The sequence below is a fragment of the Devosia sp. MC521 genome (genome assembly GCF_014127105.1).
GTDB lineage: Bacteria > Pseudomonadota > Alphaproteobacteria > Rhizobiales > Devosiaceae > Devosia.
On record NZ_CP059902.1, the window covers coordinates 815305 to 832143 of the forward strand.

Genomic DNA, 16839 nt, shown 5'->3' on the forward strand with positions numbered 1-16839 from the left:
ATGAGCCAGACCGCCCCAAAAACTGACGTACCAGCGTCTGTGCCGAGCCGTTCCTCTAGCCGCGCATCTGCCCGCTCGAAGCCTTTTTGCGGGCTTATTGATCCGATCCTTGTTGAAGAGCCGGTGCTCTACTCATTCTCAGGTTCGATTAGTCGCGATGCTGCCGACGCAGCTTGGACTTGGGTCCTGCGTGACCTGTCCAGTGACATTGTTTCAGCTGCCGCGGTCGAAAAGGGTACTTTACGGTCTGGTGACCTAGCCCCCGCAATTCCCGAAATTCTCCAACGTATGCGCGCAGCGCTTGACGAGGTTGATGGCGATATCGAGCGCCTCCATCGTTTCCGCGCGCAATACGGTCGCGACAAAGCACGCGAAGAAATCGAAGTCGTCATGTCGGCGCTGCGCGCGCGCTCGCTTTTGCCAAAGGCGCAGGCGTTCGGGAAGGCGATCAACGCGATCAACGACGACGCTGCAATGGCGACTGCCATTCAATCCATGCCTCTCAAGGATGCCCATCTGGCGGCCCTGATGTTCCAGGCAGCACTGGGACATGTGTCGAACCCCTCGCGCATGATTACGGCCATGCTCAAGATCTGTGGCAAGAACACGGATGACGCTGTAGCGCGCTATGGGTTTAATCCGGTTGTGGAAGCCTTCTTGGCGCATGCGCAGAACCAGCTTCAGTATCTGCGGATGAGCGGTCCCTTTGCGGACGTCGATATGGTTTGTCGTGGGCTGGATCGCTACCATCGCTTGGTACGTGCGCTGACCGGCAATATTGAGTTCACCCGCGGTAGCTCGGCCACGAAGGTTCTGGCGGCACTAACCAAATCTGTCTCTGATCGGGTTGAGCCTCGCCTCAAGGAAGTTGTGCCAGATCTCAATCAGGCGCTGCGCAAGCCCCGCGAGGGCGTTGACCGTTTGGACAACGACAAGATTTTGAGCGCAATTAGCGGCATGTATCTGCTGGCTGCCGTGCGCGATAGCCGCGAGTCACTGGCGCTCAATGCGGTCTATGACCAAGCGTGGACCCAATCTGCGCAGGCATTAGAAATTCACATTCAGCGTTGCCTCGACGCCGCTCGCCAGAATCCAAGTGATACTGTGAACGGCGCTCGACTGGATGCGGCAATCCAGATGGCGGAAATTCGTTTCAACGCTGAATATGCCGAAACCCTGCGCCGTGCTCGCGCTGCTGCCGAGCGTCGTGGCTAATCGGTAATGCTTTCGATCCGGGCAGCGATCGTGCTGCCCTGATCTCGAATAGAAACGGGGAGCGCCGCTTGGAACGCCTCCGCCGTTAAAAGCGCAATTGGTCCTTCAGGATTGTGCCGCAGCACCACGCCAATCGCTTTGTCCGCCTCCCGGCTGTCTGAGTTACGGAAGATCAACGATCCGCTCGAAACCATCCGCTGATCGGCGATGAAGAGTTTTACCACCTTCGTTTGCTCCCCGTAACGCCCCGACAGAAAGGTCGGTACATCCGTTTTTGGTGCCACGTGTACTGTCGGTTCGAGGTCCGTCTTCAGGCCTAAGGGCGGCGATGGAGTGCGTTCCGCCGCGACCGTGCTGGCCATGGTGACTGGTATCCAGCCAAGACAAGTCGCTGCCGTAATATCGTTGAGGGACAGCGCTACGGCCATTTCGGATATTGCGGGCAGCGGGTCGGCTGCATTCTGGACCGATTGTGGTCGAGCGAGATAGGACGTGCTGGCATCCAAATAGCTTGGCACGGACGCTTCCGTTCGTGCGATGGCCAGTGGCGCATCGGGTGTTTCATAGAGCGGGTCTATCAAGACCTCTTCAATTTGCTTTCTGGGGCTTCCGAAGAGAAGATCAATCGCATCAGCCCCGCTCTGGATACAGGCGGTCCGCGTTTGATATCCGGCGACGCTTCCGGCGAGGGCAATGCCCTCTAGCGCACCGATAACCTCAAGGCAGTGATTTTTGCTGTTCCAATGGCTCTTCCCTCCCGCCATATGCCAAAGGTCCAGATTGGCCTGCCACCCACCATTGACGATCAATCGTGACGTCGTGACGGGTTCTTGGTTCGCACTATCAAAGTGCACATGCAAAGTTGAGCCGGTGAAGCGCGCATGTTCGACGTAACTCGACGGCACCTGAACCAAGCCGTAAGCACGGCTGAACTCGATATAGCGTGAAGCCGGATTGGGGCGAGTATCTAAAACTCGATTGACGGCAATGCCCGCTTCTCTTGCCTTCACGGCAAGGCGGTAGGACGTGTTTGTGCTGGTCGCAAACAGCGCTGAGCGACCCGGCCATATGCCGAAGCGGGTCGCGAGCTCATAAGCTTCCAGTGAGCCAATGACGCCGGGTAAGCGGTTGCCTGAAAAGAGCGGGAGCCGCTCGACGGAGCCTGTGGCAATGACCAAGTGCGGGGCCGCGATGTCGAGTAGTGTGCTGGTGACACCATCCCCATGCGTCTCAATGCTATGCACCCGCACCATGCCTTGCCGGATAGCAATTGCCTGGCTGTTGAGCAGGACCCGAATATTGTGGTTGGTGGTGACAGTCTGGCTGAGACGCAGCATGGCGGCTTCAGCGCAGTCTTCGCCCTCTTGAGCGCCGAACAGCCCGGAATGTCCTCTTAGAGCTTGATCCGCCTCAATCAAAATAACGGACAAGTTCCGGCGCGACGCTGCTAGAGCTGCGGCCATCCCCGCAACACCGCCTCCGACAATCACCACATCAGCGCCTAGGTGCTCTGCCGCAGTCGCGTTGCGCCACGGCTGAATTTGGCGAACGCCATCGAGCGCGAGGCCGAGCGTATGTCCTCCTTGAAAAAGTTTCCTGAGGCCGCCAATAGGGGGCTTGGGAGCCGTGACATAATTGGCTCCAGGCGTGATCGGCGTGCGCGCCATGGGAAATGCTGCGGCCACATCGCTGAGCGCCTCGACAGGATAAATGTGAGGCAACGATCGCGCTGCAAGACCGATAGGAAAGCGAGAATGGAGACCCAAGCTGATAATGCCCGACGCGGCGAGCGCTGAGTAAACAGTGTCGCCAGCGTAGCCCGAGTACATGCGTCCGTTGAGCCGGAAACTTACGGGTCGTGACCGATCAATCCACTGACCTGAAAAGCCGCTTGCGCTGTCGGCGGGGAGCCGGGCGGGAGTTCGGTTCATGACGAGCTCGCTATGCGTGTCGGAACAGCTTCTGACAGCGATTTGTTTGAGCGTGTGACCAAGCGTTCCGCAAAATATGCAGCTTCAGTCTCCGTTGGGACGCCCCCGATCCAACGCGCCAGTGCGGGCACCAAAAAGCTCGCATATGGTTCCGCCGACAACACAACGTCTGCGCCCGAACCGATCCCCACGCGCCCAAATGCCGGCAGGCCGTCTGTCGTGAGGAGCCGCGTGAAGTGGCGTTGCCCGACGATTTCACCGCCGCCAATGGTCTCTAGCAGCCGCTCAGCATCAGCATAGGCGAGGGTAGTATCGCCGACAGCGATCAGGTTCACACCGCCCCCGGACAGGCTCACGAGGGACGACCCGCTGTCGATGTCAAAGACCATGGGCGCTACCAGTGGCCGATTGGGTGCAATGAGAAGGCTAGAATAGATTTGTCGACGGACAACGCGCGGCCACTGAGGCAGAGGTAGGTGATCGACTAACGCTTGGTCATCCAAGAAAATTGTCTGCCGAAACGCGAGTGTTTCGTCTCCGATGCTTAATGTCGAAGACCCGTCCTTGAGCAGTTTTAGGCCCTGGCTTGTCGCACGAAGAACGCCGAGGTCATCCAGCCAGCGGTTCAAATGAGGCTCAACCCCAATGAGATCGAGGTGGACTTGGTCAGCGAACGAAAAACCGATGCTATCGCTCGGCAATAGGTGAGGGCCGGTCACCTGCGCTGTGTGGCCGTGTATGGCCACCATTGTGCGGATGTGAGAGAGGGTCTCTCGGGACAATTGGTTTTGAGCTAAACACAAGGCGTTGCCGCGTCGAATAGCGGCTTTTGCGCCTATTCGACCCAAGAGTTTGAGTGTTTCTAGAATGGTCTGTTCGAGCAGGCTCCAATGCTCGGGCCGCGTCAGTGGGGCAAACGAGCTGCAGCTGAACTGTGGCAGCCTGAAGCGCACCTGATTATCACCGAGTAAAACACAACGTCGTTTGTGATCACGGGTCAGGAGCGCCGCGAGGAGCTTAGTCGCTGGACTATTTCCAATGATGGCAAAGTCATAAAGCTTACTGGTCATTTTGGATTGCTGCCATGGCCTGACCATCCTGTGGCAAAGCGTCCCCATTTTTGAGCAGGCAACGGGTGGCATTTCGCCATATTCGGACTATACATGCAAACCCATTGCCGACCGTGGCAGACGAGCGTTTAGGCCCCATGATTTTCTGGTTTATTGCCATCGCCATTACAGCCGCAGCCTGCGTTGCTTTAGTCTATGCGGGCGCTGGGAGAATGGTCAATTCATCAACAGCGCAAATGCCAGAGCAGACGGATCAATTCCGCGCATTGCTAGAGGGCATTGATGCTGACCTCGCGAGCGGCAAGCTCGACGAAGAGCAGGCGCGCGCAGCGAAGGGCGAACTGGCTCGGGAAATGCTCAGGGCACGCAAAGATGCTCGCCCTAAGTCGAGTGTCGAACTGGGTCGTGCACCAGTTATCGCCGGCTCTGTTGCGGTTGCTGCGATCGCATTTGGTATCTATGGCTTCCTGGGTAGTCCCGACTTGCCAGCAAACCCACTTGCTGAGCGGCAGGACGTTGCTGCGCAGTCGATCGATCTCGATGCTGCAATCGCGAGCATCGAAGAACGCCTGAAGCAAACACCGGACGATGTGCGCGGTTGGGCCGTCATTGGCCCTGCGTATATGCAGTTGGGTCGGTTTGATGATGCCGCCAATGCTTTCCGTACGCTGATGGATCTGAGCGGCGAAACGCCTGAGCTCCTGACCGCCTTCGCCGAAGCGCGCTTGTCTGAACCGACGGGAGCAGGCGCGGAAGACGCAATTGCTGCTCTGCAAAAGGCCGCTGAAGATCCAACACATGCGCGCTCGCGTCTTTATCTGGCGGCTGAAGCGATGCGTGTTGAAGATTACCGCGAAGCTGAGCGCTTGTGGAGCGCCGCGATTGCTTTGGCTGAAGGCACGGAGCCGTGGCTCGCCGCCGCTCGTCAGGGCCTAGTCGTCGCGCAGAATGACGGCGTCGATAATACGCTCGAGCAGCAAAATGAAATGATCGCCGCAATGGTCGGTGGCCTGTCTGAACGCCTCTATGCGTCCGGCGGCACGATCGAAGAATGGCAACAACTGGTTCAGTCCTACATTGTGCTAGACGATTTGGATAATGCGCAGCGCGCTTTTGATGCTGCCGTTGTTGCCTATCCGCTGACCTTTGATCGCGGTGAACTTGACTCTCTGGCGCTCGGCGCCGGTCTTAAATTGAATGGAGGCACGCGATGACCATGCAGGCTCCCGCCCGTCGCAAGGGCATGACCCGTAAGCAGAAGCGTATTGCTGTTATTGCTGGCCTGGCTGTTGTCTTGGCTTTGGCGACCACTTTGGTTTTGACCGCGCTGCGCGACCAGATCGTGTTCTTCTATACGCCTGCTGACATCTCAACCAAGGAAGTGGCTGTTGGCCAGCCAATCCGCCTTGGCGGAATGGTGCAGGACAAGAGCTGGGTTCGCTCCGGTCAGGACAATATTTTTATTATCGAAGATGGTGCCGATCAGATCACGGCTAAGTTCGTTGGCATTCTGCCCGACCTCTTCCGCGATGGTCAGGGTGTTGTCGCAGAAGGCAGCATCCAGCCGGACGGCAGCTTCCTTGCGACCAACGTCCTCGCCAAGCATGATGAGAATTATGTTCCGCGTGAAGTCGTTGAAGCCCTCAAAGAAAAGGGCGAGTGGTACCCAGAGGCGGCCGAATGAACATCGAATTAGGTCACTTCGCGCTTATTCTTGCCTTTGCTCTGGCCTGCGTTAGTGCCGTTGGTGGCCTGACCCTGTGGCGACGCGGCGATCGCCTCGCCGCCGTTCTGAGCCAAGCGGCGATTTTCCAGCTGGTGCTGGTCGCTGTAGCATTTGCCACAATCGTTCAGGCGTTCATGGAGTCGGACTTTAGTCTGGCGCTCGCGGCGAACAACTCGCATTCCCTCAAACCGCTGATTTACAAAATCTCTGGCGTTTGGGGCAATCACGAAGGCTCCATGGTTCTCTGGGTCCTGATCCTTGTGCTCTTTGGTGCGATGATCGCCGCGTTTGGCCGCAATTTACCGAGCGATTTGAAGAACTTGGTGCTCGGCTCCCAGAGCCTGATGACCGCTGCCTTCGCCGGTTTTACGATTTTCACCTCAAACCCATTTGAGCGCCTGAACCCGGCTCCTCTCGAAGGGGCAGGGCTCAACCCTGTGCTGCAAGACATCGGTTTGGCTATTCACCCGCCGCTGCTGTATCTGGGCTATGTGGGCTTTTCGATCTGCTTCAGCTTCGCCATCGCGGCCCTGATTTCGGGTCGTATTGACCAGGCTTGGGCGCGCTGGGTGCGTCCGTGGACCATGCTGAGCTGGACCTTCCTGACCCTCGGCATCGCCATGGGCTCATACTGGGCCTATTACGAGTTGGGTTGGGGTGGCTGGTGGTTCTGGGACCCGGTTGAAAACACAAGCTTTATGCCATGGCTCTCGGGTACAGCATTGCTGCACTCGGCGCTGGTTATGGAGAAGCGTAACGCGCTCAAGATATGGACAATTCTTCTGTCCATCATCACCTTCTCGCTGTCGCTCCTCGGTACATTCCTCGTCCGCTCCGGTATTCTAACCTCGGTTCATACCTTCGCGTCCGACCCGACCCGCGGCATGGTCATCCTTGCCATTCTGGCGGTGCTTATTGGCGCGGCATTTGTCTTGTTCGCAGTGCGCGCGCCAGCGTTGCGTCAGGGTGGCCTGTTCCACCCCATCAGCCGCGAAGGAGCGTTGATCCTCAACAATCTCTTCCTCGCGACCGCGACCGGCGCAATCCTGGTCGGTACACTCTACCCAATGCTGCTCGACGCTTTGGTCGGCACGACGATCTCCGTTGGTGCGCCGTTCTTTAACGTCAGCTTCGGCGCTCTGATGGTTCCGCTGCTTATCCTGCTGCCTTTCGGTCCTTTGTTGGCGTGGAAGCGTGCGGATATCGTGGCCGTGGCGCAGCGTTTGGCCGCTCTCGGTGGCTTGGCCCTATTCCTGACCATTCTCCTCTCAGCGCTGGGTGGTGTTTCGATTTCGCTGGTGCCGATTGGCTTGCTCTTGGGCTTCTGGGTCGTTTTCGGGTCCGTTGCTGAACTCATCGAGCGCAGCAAACTTGGCCGCATCCGTTTCTCGGATAGCCTACGCCGTCTGGCTGGGCTGCCGCGCAGCATTTGGTCGACCGCCATTGGCCACTTGGGCTTGGGCATCACCGTTCTCGGGATTGTCAGTGTTACCGCTTGGGAAAGCGAGTTGGTGACGACGCTTAATCCGGGCGAGCAGGCTCAGCTTGCTGGCTACACGATTACCTTCGATCAATTTGCCGAAGTGCCGGGGCCAAACTACATGGCCGATACTGGCTTCTTCACGGTGACCTCCACAAGCGGTGACGTTTCAAAGCTTGCTGCTGAGCGCCGGTATTACGTCGGTCAGGGCTCGCCAACCACCGAGGCTGCGATCAACTCCTATGGTTTCTCCCAGCTCTATGTGCAGCTCGGCGAGCCGCTGGATGATACCCATGTCATTCGCGTTTGGCACAAGCCTTACATCCTTCTGATCTGGATCGGATGTTTGGTCATGTCCTTCGCTGGCTTCCTCTCGTTGACTGATCGTCGTTTGCGCGTTGGCGCGCCTCAGACAGCGAAGAAGCCTGTCGCGGAGGCCGCAGCATGAAGCGGTTCATCTTACTCGTCACTATTCTCCTGTCGCTGACCAACACGGCCTATGCCGTGCGTCCGGACGAGATTTTGCCTGATCCTGTTCTCGAACAAAGGGCCCGCGATATTTCCGCGGGTCTGCGTTGCATGGTCTGTCAGAACCAATCTATCGACGACAGTGACGCGGATCTGGCGCGATCCTTGCGGGTTTTGGTGCGCGAGCGCCTTGTCGCAGGCGATAGCAACGAACAGGTCGAACAATTTTTGGTCGATCGCTACGGCGAATTTGTGCTGCTCAACCCGCGTTTGAACATCAATACGATCCTGTTGTGGATCGCTGCGCCAGCGCTCTTAATCGTCGGCTTGATCAGCTTAATGTTTGCCCGCCGTAAACATTCTGGCACCAGCATCACCGAGCTGACCGCAGAGGAGCAGGCTGCCCTCGACGAACTCCGTAACGGGAAGTAGGACGCTTCCCGCCACATTCGCGCCGCCAACATTGCTAAAGCTTAATGTGCACGCAACTTCAAAGAAAGGCGTGCCGTTCCATATGTATCCCCATAAGCGAGTTTGAGCTTAACCCTAGGAGATACATTCTCATGCGTTCGACTGTTCTTTCGCGCACCCGTCGCTGGCTCGGCGCATCCGCACTAGCGATCATTGCTGGTGTGAGTGGCGTTACTGGCGCTTACGTTTTGACTGGCTCTGCGGCTAACGCGCAGTATCAGAATGCCGCTCAGATCGTGGTCCCTCAGGCTAACGTTCAGCAAGGTTTTGCTGATCTGGTTGAAGCCGTCCAACCTGCGGTTGTTTCCATTCTCGTTGAAGCCGAAGCGCCTGGCCGCCAAGTTGAGCGCCGTGGCCGCGACTTCAACTTCGAGTTCAATTTCCCTGACTTGCCAGAAAATCACCCCTTCCGTGATTTCTTTGATCAATTCGGTGGCCCACGTGGCGGCCAAGCACCAGACCGGGCGCCGCGCCCACGCCAGTTCATGGCTGCCGGCTCTGGCTTCATCATCTCCGCTGACGGCTATGTCGTCACCAACAATCACGTTGTGAGCGACGCGACCAAGGTCACCGTTATCACCGAAGACGGCACCGAAAAGGTAGCAACCGTTGTCGGTACTGACGAACGCACTGACCTGGCTGTTCTCAAGATCGAAGGCGAAGACCTGCCGTTCGTGACCTTTGAAGACACGGCAAGCCGTGTTGGTGATTGGGTCGTTGCCGTCGGCAATCCTTTTGGCCTCGGTGGCACCGTGACTGTTGGTGTTATCTCGGGCAAGGGTCGTGACATCGGCGGTTCGAGCTATGGCGATTTCCTGCAGATTGACGCTGCCGTGAACACCGGTAACTCGGGTGGTCCTGCGTTCAACGTCAATGGTGAAGTGGTTGGCGTGAACACTGCCATCTATTCGCCAAACGGCGGCAACGTCGGTATCGCATTTGCCATCCCGGCAAGCACCGTTAAGCAGATCGTCAATCAGCTGATTGATACTGGCTCGGTCACGCGCGGCTATCTCGGCGTTGCGATCCAGGACGTCACCAAGGACATCGCTGAGGGCGTAGGTCTCTCGACCGCGACCGGTGCGATCATTTCCAAGCCAAGCGCTGACGGTCCTGCTGCGGCAGCCGGTATCAAAGCTGGTGACATTGTCCTCATGGTCGATGACGAAAAGATCGATGATGCCCTCGATCTGAGCCGTACCATTGCCAGCCACGCTCCAGACTCTACCGTGGAGCTGACACTGTGGCGCGATGGCGCTGAGACCAAGCTTTCAGTTAAGCTGGGCACTTTGACTGAAGAAGTCGCGAATGCGACGACCGACGAAGAAGCGCCAGCGCCGGAAGTGATTGAGCCAGAAGTCACCAAGACCCTCGGCATGGCTCTGGTGCCAAACGGCGACGGTTCGGGCGGTATGCTGGTGCAGAGCGTTGAAGACGGCTCGCAAGCTGCCGAACGCGGTCTGGCAACAGGCGACATCATTCTCCAGGTCGACAACCAAAGCGTTGCCAGCGCTGCGGACTTCGACAAGGCCATTGAAGGTGTTAAAGGCAAGGGCTTGAATACGGCTCTGATCATGGTCGACCGTAATGGCGCGACCCGTTTCATCGGCCTGCCGCTCGCCGAATAATTGATCCTGAGCCCCGGAGTACGCTCCGGGGCTTCTTCTGTCCGATGGGGTACTGGGCATGAAAATCCTGCTGATCGAAGATGACCGCGAGGCGGCCAGCTATCTCATCCAAGGCTTGGATGAAGCAGGGCATGTCACCCACCATGCTGCCGATGGCGAAACCGGCTATGCGATGGCCTCGGGCATGGACTACGACGTCCTGATTGTTGATCGTATGCTGCCGCGCCGCGATGGTCTGTCCATCATTGAAAGCCTGCGTGCCGAAGGCGATCAGACCCCCGTTCTTATTCTTTCCGCCCTTGGCGAAGTCGACGACCGCGTCACCGGCCTGAGGGCAGGGGGCGACGATTACCTGACCAAGCCTTATGCCTTCACCGAGTTGCTTGCGCGTGTCGAAGTGCTGGCGCGCCGCTCCAGCCCCTCCGAAGCTGCCACCAGCTATTCTGTGGGTGGGTTGTCGCTTGATCGTCTATCGCGAAAAGTCGAGCGCGATGGCGAAACCATCCTTCTTCAGCCCCGTGAGTTCCGCCTCCTCGAATATCTCATGAAGCATGCGGGCAAGGTTGTGACCCGCACGATGTTGCTCGAGAACGTCTGGGACTATCACTTTGATCCCCAGACCAATGTCATCGACGTCCATATGTCCCGGCTGCGCTCAAAGATCGACAAGGGCCATGCGTCCCCGCTGCTACATACCGTGCGCGGTGCTGGCTATATGATCCGGGACTAGAGCATTGCTGCGCAATTTCGCTCAGGTTTGGCGCACATCCACAGTTCGTCTGACGGCAACTTTCATTGCCATCTTCGGCGTTTTCGCCATTCTGCTCATTGGCTTCATCTCGTGGCAGTCGGCGCTCCAAATCCAGCGCGAACAAGCCAAACAGATTGACAGTGAAATCCGGCAGTTGCTCCAGATTGAAGCGTCTGACGGGTTGCGGACCTTGGCGCTGGCCGTCAACCAAATCTCCGCTCGACCGGGACCGGGGCTCTATTTCCTTGGTGATGTGAATGGCCAGTACATGCTGGGCAATGTCACCGAAATGCCGCCTGAGGTTTTGCAGGAGCCCGGAGTCTATAATTTTGATTATGAACGTGAAAACCCGCTCGATGAGATGAATGGTTCGCCGCAACGGCCCAAGTTCACGGGCGTAGCGATTGCGCGTTCTATTACGCTGCAGAGTGGCCTGCGCCTTGTGGTGGGCCGAGATGTTGGGCAGCAGCGCGGCTTTTCCGCCATCATCCTGCAGAGCTTCTTTGTTGGCGTGGTCGGCATTATTTTGTTCTCGATCATCGCTGGCGGTCTGACCGCGCGGCGCGTGCTGCGACGCATCGATACGATCCGCGACACCTCCACCAAAATCATGTCCGGCAATTTGTCGGAGCGCGTGCCGGTCACGAGCCGCAATGATGAGTTTGACGGTCTGGCGACAAACCTCAACGCCATGATGGATCGTATCGAGCAATTGCTGCAGGGCCTCAAAGAGGTCACAGACAATGTCGCCCATGATCTCAAAACGCCGCTGACCCGCCTTCGCAGTCAGGCCGAGGCGGCGCTGCGCGACAACGCCAGCGAAGAGACGCGCGAACAGGCACTGGAGACGGTCATCGCGGAAAGCGATCGCCTCATCCGCACCTTCAATGCGCTATTGATGATCGCCCGCGCCGAGGCCGGCGCGCCATCCGGCACTCTCGTCGAGACCGATATCTCTGCCATCGTCGAAGATATGACCGAACTTTATGCCCCCGTCGCCGAGGACAGCGGCATTGAGGTCGTGGCCAATATTGAGCCCGGCATTACCATCAATGCCAGCCGCGAATTGATCGGGCAGGTGATGGTCAATCTTCTCGAAAATGCCGTCAAATATGCCAAGCCGGAAGATGGCAGTAATGGGCGTATTGACGTGTCTCTGGCCCGCCAGAATGGTTTTGTCCGCATTGCCGTGGGCGACAATGGCTCTGGTATTCCCGAGCAGGACCGCGAGCGCGTTCTTGAGCGTTTCGTGCGGCTCGAAACTAGCCGGTCTGAACCCGGCTCTGGTCTTGGCCTTGCGCTCGTTAATGCGGTCGCCCGATTGCATAACGGCCGGTTTAGCATTGAAGACAATGTGCCCGGCGTAAGGGCCGTTCTGGAGCTGCCGACAAACAGCTAACCGTCTGCGGCAAAACAATTCGCCGCTTGGCGCTATCAGTGTGACTTGTCGGCCATTTTTCGGCGCGCTATGCCTTAAGCATGTCAAATATGCTCTCTCCTCTTCCTGCCGTCGCTCACCCACAGTTCGATGCATTTCTTGCGGAGCTGGAGCATGGTGACGCCTCTGTTTTTTCCGCCAATGCCGTGGCTATTGGCCCCTTGCTCGAGCAAGCGCCCTATCTTCTCGATCTAGCGCGGAAAAACGCGTCGTGGTTGGCGACCGCTTTGTCGGGAGACGCTGACGCCAGTTTCGCCGCCTTGCTGGCAGATGTGGCAACTGCCGGCCAAACCTCTGACGAGAACGAGCTGATGGTTTCGCTGCGGCGCGCCAAGGGGCAAACCGCTCTGCTCGCCGCTGTTGCCGAGGTGGGCAAACTCTGGACGACGGCACGCTCCACCGAGGCGCTGTCCGACCTTGCTGACGCGGCGCTTGAGGCCGGTCTCGATTTTCTCATGCGACAGGCAGCGGAAAAGGGGCGGCTGACCATCCCCCTCGACGAGGCCTGCGCCGCCAATTCCGGTCTCGCTCTCTTCGCTCTGGGCAAGCATGGCGGTCGCGAGCTCAATTACTCCTCTGACATTGATATCGTTGCGTTTTTTGATCCGCACAAAGCCGTTTTGGCCGATCCGAGCGAAGCGACGAAACTCTATTCCCGCATGGTCCAAAAACTGGTCAGCATCATGCAAGATCAGCAGTTGGGCGGCTATGTCTTCCGCACAGACCTGCGCCTACGACCCGACCCCGGCTCGACCCCGGTCGCGCTTTCGGTCGATTCCGCCATGGCCTATTACGAAGTGCGTGGTCAGAATTGGGAGCGCGCCGCGTGGATCAAAGCGCGGCCTTGCGCTGGCGACAAACAGGTCGGCGACGCCTTTATCAAAGACCTCGCACCCTATATTTGGCGCAAGCACCTCGACTTCGCCACCATTGCCGACATTCAGGCGATGAAGCGCCAGATCAACGTTTCCAAAAAGGTCGGCGACATTCGTGTCGAAGGCCATAACGTCAAGCTCGGCCGCGGCGGCATTCGCGAGATCGAGTTTTTCGCTCAAACTCAGCAGCTCATCGCTGGTGGTCGCGACAAGTCGCTACGCGTGCGTCCGACCTCCTATGCTCTGGCCGCTTTGGCTGAGGCGAACTGGATCAGTCCGCGCACCGCCAAAGAGCTGACCGACACCTATTGGTATCTCCGTGCGATCGAAAATCGTCTGCAAATGCTGCGCGACGAGCAGACCCATATTATGCCGGACACACCAGAGGACGTCGCTGTCATCGGCCGCTTGATGGGCGAGCCCGATCTCAAGACGTTTGAAGCCAGCTATCGCGCTGCCCTAGAGCGTGTTGCCCGGTATTATGCTGAGCTGTTCACCGAGGGTGAAACCTTGGGTTCGGGCGAGGGCAATCTCGTCTTCACCGGCTCTGACGATGATCCGGGCACCCTCGAAACGCTCACCAATATGGGCTTTGCTGACGCCCACAAGGCCATCGAGACCGTCCGGAAGTGGCATTACGGGTCCTACGCTGCAACGCGCTCGTCCGTCTCCCGCGCCCATCTCACAGAGCTCCTTCCTTCTCTCCTTGTCACGCTCGGGCGTGCGGGCAATGCCGACGAAGCGTTGGCGCGGATGGATAACTTCCTGTCGCGCCTACCCGGCGGTGTGCAGCTCTTCGCCCTGCTGCGTAACCACGAGCAATTGCGCACACTGCTGGTTCAGTTCATGGCCTCTGCGCCCCGCATGGCGGAAGCGGTTATCCATCGTGCCCATGTCGTGGACGGATTGATCGATCCCGCTTTCGCCAATGACGTGACCCATCGCGACGTTTTGGTCGGCAAGGTTGACGCGTTTCTGGCTGACGCGCGTTCCTATGAGGAGCTCATCGACCGCGCCCGCATTATCGGTCAGGAGCAGAAATTCCTCATTGCCGCTGGGCTCCTGTCCGGCACGGTCAGCGCCGCAGGGGCAGGGGAGCAGTTCACGGCCCTTGCTGAAACGCTCCTCCATCGCCTGTTTGAAAAGGTGCAGGACGAGTTCGCCGTGCGCCATGGCCGCATTCCGGGGGCAGATGTCGCCATCCTGGCCTTTGGCAAAATGGCCAGCCGCGAAATGACCTACGCATCAGATCTCGATTTCTTCCTGCTCTATGACGCGCCAGAAATCGAGAGTGATGGCGAGCGCCCCCTGTCGGCATCCCATTACTTTGCTCGCCTCACCCAGCGCTTGGTTTCGGCTGTGTCCGCGCCCACAAGCGAAGGCGTGCTTTACGAAGCCGATATGCGCCTGCGTCCTTCCGGCAATGCCGGGCCGCTTGCCTCGTCGCTGGCGGGCTTTAAGGCTTATCACAAGGACAATGCTTGGACTTGGGAACATCTGGCGCTAAGCCGGGCGCGCGTCGTTTCCGCGTCAGGCGAACTCAAGAAGCGTCTCCACGCTGAAATGGATGAGATCATGGCGCGGCCGCGCGATGTTCAAAAAACCATCGACGATGTGGTGACCATGCGCGAGCTGATGGCCCGCGAGCGCAAGCCGCGTCACGCCTTCGACCTGAAACTCGCCAATGGCGGCCTGGTGGACCTCGAATTCATCGCGCAGTCGGCCCAGCTTGTCGCGTTCAACCAGATCGCCTTGCCGGGCGCACAAACAGGTCGAGTTCTCGCTCGTCTCGGCGAGATTGGCCTTGTCCCGGAGGGGGCACGTCTGGCTGAAATTTTGTCGGTCTATGCAACGATCCTGCAGGTGATGAGCTCTGCGCTCATGTCGCCCTTTCAAGAGGAAGCGTGGTCGCCAGCGTTTAAAGACCTCTTGGCGCAGCTCGTGCATTACCCAAGCTTTGCCATGCTGGCGACAGATATTGCTGACATGCAAGGAGAAGTCGCTGCCGCTGCCGCCGCTTGGTACGAGCGCGCTAACGCGCTCTAGCTAAGCGGCGAGTTGTGCCGCTGCCGCGTCGAGCGGCAGCGAGATCGCGACGGTCGTACCCAGCGATGGGCTCGAGTCGATCGCGATATGGCCGCCAGAGAGTTCGGCAATGGCGCGGGCGATTGAAATGCCCAAGCCTGGCCCGCTGGTGCGGGTGAAGGTGGCGTCGCCCATTGCAAAAGGCTGGCTGAGCGTTGAAAGCCGCTCTTCGCTCATGCCAATGCCGGTGTCGCTGATCTCGATGACAACGCCATCGTCGGCAGCAAACGTCGCCAATGTGATCTGCCCACCGGTCTTGGTGAAGCGAACAGCATTGTCCATGATATTGCCGAGCATACGGGTAAGACCCAGACGGTCGCCGCGCAGAACAGCGCCCGTATGCGGGCCAACGATAAAATGGATGCCCGCGCGCTGCGTCTGCGGCTTGAACCGCGCCACAACGGACTGCACAACTTCGTCGAGCAGCACCGGATCATGTCGCAGCGCCTTTTGCCCGCCCTCAAGCTCGGCCAGATCAAGAATAGCGGCGAAGGAGTTCAGCAGGATCTCGCCGGAATTCTTGATGGTGCGGGAATATTCGACGTAACGCTCGTCCCCGAGCGGTCCGGAAATCTGCATCTGCATCAAATCGGCAAAACCGATGATGTGATTGAGCGGAGTGCGAATGTCGTGGCTAAGATGGGCGAGGAAATTGGTCTTCGCCCGGCTCGCCGCTTCCGCCTTGAGCTTTTCCTCGTGATACTTGCGCGCCAGCAGGCGTTGCTCATGTCGGATGGTTTCCAACATGGCTTCGGTGCGCTTGCGTTCGGTAATGTCGCTGACAAGCGTCATAAACCCACCATCGTCGAGCGGACGTTCGTCAATCAGCAAGCAGGTACCATCGCCTCGGTAGAGTTCCAGCAGGCGGCCGTTGTCATCGTCACTGACGGTGTTCATATGCCCGCCATCAATCAACGCGTTGACGGCCTCTTTGTAGCGCAGCTGGCCCGAAGTGTGGTCGAGGTGGGCGCGATATTCGGCGTTGCAAACGATCATCTCGCCAGTGCCAGTCCAGCAGGCAAGTCCCATTGGAATTGCCGAGCATAGGCTCTCGTAGCTGCCCACGGGCGCTTCGATCTCAGAAACATCTTCGTCGCGGCGTCGGCGCGTTGCGAAAAAGCTCGCAAGCCCGGCAAGGCCAAGCGCAATCGCGCCGTGTCCGACAATCTCGGTAAGCACCGCGGTGTCCGGAGTTGCGGTCAGCGCATCGGGCGGCGGCGATGCTGTCATCATGCTTGCATTGGCGACGCTGGCGATAACATCGGGCGCTGGAGCAGCAAGCTCAGCGGCAACCAATGCGCCGATGGCATCAATGCCGTCAGCACCGTTGGTGAGGAGCGTATTTGCGTCATAGACGATGAAAAGAGCTGCAGCAGCAAAAGCGGTCAATGCAACCGAGCGATTGCCAAAGCGGGCAGTACGCTTATCCTTCGCTTTGAGTTGGCCAGCGCGGAATCCAAGCGCGCCGGCGCCGGATACCTCCGACGACCGCATAAAATTCTCCATCTACTGAAACGGGTTAAGCCCCAACAAGGTCAGCCCTTAACAAGGTATGAATCATGTACCCTTTGATTGTCCAGCCTCGTTTGAATGCAATTTTTGCGGCAGCGGAAAAACGAGAGTCGATTGAATCACTTAGCGGTGAAGAAAAATTGTTCTCCACAGATCGCCCCGCGGAACGTCTCGCGAACGCACGCTGCC

The 16839-nt window shown here is 58.3% G+C and carries 12 protein-coding genes; 9 read left to right on the top strand and 3 right to left on the bottom strand.

The window, feature by feature from the left end; genetic code table 11:
- The gene (locus H4N61_RS03925; protein ID WP_169194678.1) at positions 1–1215 is read left to right on the top strand and encodes a hypothetical protein; all 1215 of its coding nucleotides are present in this window, start codon (positions 1–3) and stop codon (positions 1213–1215) included.
- Here H4N61_RS03925 and H4N61_RS03930 read toward each other — a convergent pair.
- Together H4N61_RS03930 and H4N61_RS03935 are read right to left on the bottom strand one after the other, a co-directional pair.
- A complete protein-coding gene (locus tag H4N61_RS03930; RefSeq protein ID WP_182395053.1) occupies positions 1212–3146 on the bottom strand; it encodes an FAD-dependent oxidoreductase in 1935 nt (644 codons plus the stop codon). The two genes, H4N61_RS03925 and H4N61_RS03930, sit on opposite strands and share 4 nt — an antisense overlap.
- Positions 3143–4216 carry a hypothetical protein gene (locus H4N61_RS03935; RefSeq protein WP_182395054.1) on the bottom strand — a complete coding sequence of 358 codons (1074 nt, stop codon included), beginning with the start codon at positions 4214–4216 and terminating at the stop codon, positions 3143–3145. The genes H4N61_RS03930 and H4N61_RS03935 overlap by 4 nt, the downstream gene beginning before the upstream one ends.
- Positions 4217–4353: 137 nt before the next feature.
- On the opposite strand from H4N61_RS03935, the gene ccmI reads away from it, so the two are divergent.
- From ccmI to H4N61_RS03975, 8 genes are all read left to right on the top strand, one after another.
- Positions 4354–5430 carry a c-type cytochrome biogenesis protein CcmI gene (ccmI, locus tag H4N61_RS03940; protein ID WP_169194681.1) on the top strand — a complete coding sequence of 359 codons (1077 nt, stop codon included), beginning with the start codon at positions 4354–4356 and terminating at the stop codon, positions 5428–5430.
- Positions 5427–5900 carry a cytochrome c maturation protein CcmE gene (gene ccmE, locus H4N61_RS03945; RefSeq protein ID WP_248305915.1) on the top strand — a complete coding sequence of 158 codons (474 nt, stop codon included), beginning with the start codon at positions 5427–5429 and terminating at the stop codon, positions 5898–5900. Before ccmI ends, ccmE begins: the two co-directional genes overlap by 4 nt.
- Complete coding sequence (locus tag H4N61_RS03950) at positions 5897–7870, top strand: heme lyase CcmF/NrfE family subunit (protein WP_169194682.1); 1974 nt, start codon at positions 5897–5899, stop codon at positions 7868–7870. The genes ccmE and H4N61_RS03950 overlap by 4 nt, the downstream gene beginning before the upstream one ends.
- On the top strand, positions 7867–8322 hold the full coding sequence (locus H4N61_RS03955; RefSeq protein WP_169194683.1) for a cytochrome c-type biogenesis protein: 456 nt from the start codon (positions 7867–7869) through the stop codon (positions 8320–8322). Before H4N61_RS03950 ends, H4N61_RS03955 begins: the two co-directional genes overlap by 4 nt.
- Before the next feature lie 131 nt (positions 8323–8453).
- Positions 8454–9989, top strand: coding sequence for a Do family serine endopeptidase (locus H4N61_RS03960; RefSeq protein WP_182395056.1), 1536 nt, complete (start codon positions 8454–8456; stop codon positions 9987–9989).
- 58 nt (positions 9990–10047) lie between these two features.
- Positions 10048–10719: a response regulator transcription factor gene (locus tag H4N61_RS03965; protein WP_169194685.1), complete on the top strand. Its 672-nt coding sequence runs from the start codon at positions 10048–10050 to the stop codon at positions 10717–10719.
- A 4-nt stretch (positions 10720–10723) separates the two neighbouring features.
- On the top strand, positions 10724–12139 hold the full coding sequence (locus H4N61_RS03970) for an ATP-binding protein (protein ID WP_182395057.1): 1416 nt from the start codon (positions 10724–10726) through the stop codon (positions 12137–12139).
- An 89-nt stretch (positions 12140–12228) separates the two neighbouring features.
- Positions 12229–15099, top strand: a complete 2871-nt coding sequence (locus H4N61_RS03975) for a bifunctional [glutamine synthetase] adenylyltransferase/[glutamine synthetase]-adenylyl-L-tyrosine phosphorylase (protein ID WP_182395058.1) — start codon at positions 12229–12231, stop codon at positions 15097–15099.
- Here H4N61_RS03975 and H4N61_RS03980 read toward each other — a convergent pair whose 3' ends face one another.
- A complete protein-coding gene (locus H4N61_RS03980) occupies positions 15100–16632 on the bottom strand; it encodes a PAS domain-containing sensor histidine kinase (RefSeq protein WP_169194688.1) in 1533 nt (510 codons plus the stop codon).
- Positions 16633–16839 lie beyond the last annotated feature (207 nt).

Excerpts from the sequence above, each read along its gene's own strand:
- H4N61_RS03925 (WP_169194678.1), top strand. The coding sequence starts at position 1 with ATGAGCCAGACCGCCCCAAAAACTGACGTACCAGCGTCTGTGCCGAGC.
- H4N61_RS03930 (WP_182395053.1), bottom strand. The coding sequence starts at position 3,146 with ATGAACCGAACTCCCGCCCGGCTCCCCGCCGACAGCGCAAGCGGCTTT.
- H4N61_RS03935 (WP_182395054.1), bottom strand. The coding sequence starts at position 4,216 with ATGACCAGTAAGCTTTATGACTTTGCCATCATTGGAAATAGTCCAGCG.
- ccmI (WP_169194681.1), top strand. The coding sequence starts at position 4,354 with ATGATTTTCTGGTTTATTGCCATCGCCATTACAGCCGCAGCCTGCGTT.
- ccmE (WP_248305915.1), top strand. The coding sequence starts at position 5,427 with ATGACCATGCAGGCTCCCGCCCGTCGCAAGGGCATGACCCGTAAGCAG.
- H4N61_RS03950 (WP_169194682.1), top strand. The coding sequence starts at position 5,897 with ATGAACATCGAATTAGGTCACTTCGCGCTTATTCTTGCCTTTGCTCTG.
- H4N61_RS03955 (WP_169194683.1), top strand. The coding sequence starts at position 7,867 with ATGAAGCGGTTCATCTTACTCGTCACTATTCTCCTGTCGCTGACCAAC.
- H4N61_RS03960 (WP_182395056.1), top strand. The coding sequence starts at position 8,454 with ATGCGTTCGACTGTTCTTTCGCGCACCCGTCGCTGGCTCGGCGCATCC.
- H4N61_RS03965 (WP_169194685.1), top strand. The coding sequence starts at position 10,048 with ATGAAAATCCTGCTGATCGAAGATGACCGCGAGGCGGCCAGCTATCTC.
- H4N61_RS03975 (WP_182395058.1), top strand. The coding sequence starts at position 12,229 with ATGCTCTCTCCTCTTCCTGCCGTCGCTCACCCACAGTTCGATGCATTT.
- H4N61_RS03980 (WP_169194688.1), bottom strand. The coding sequence starts at position 16,632 with ATGCGGTCGTCGGAGGTATCCGGCGCCGGCGCGCTTGGATTCCGCGCT.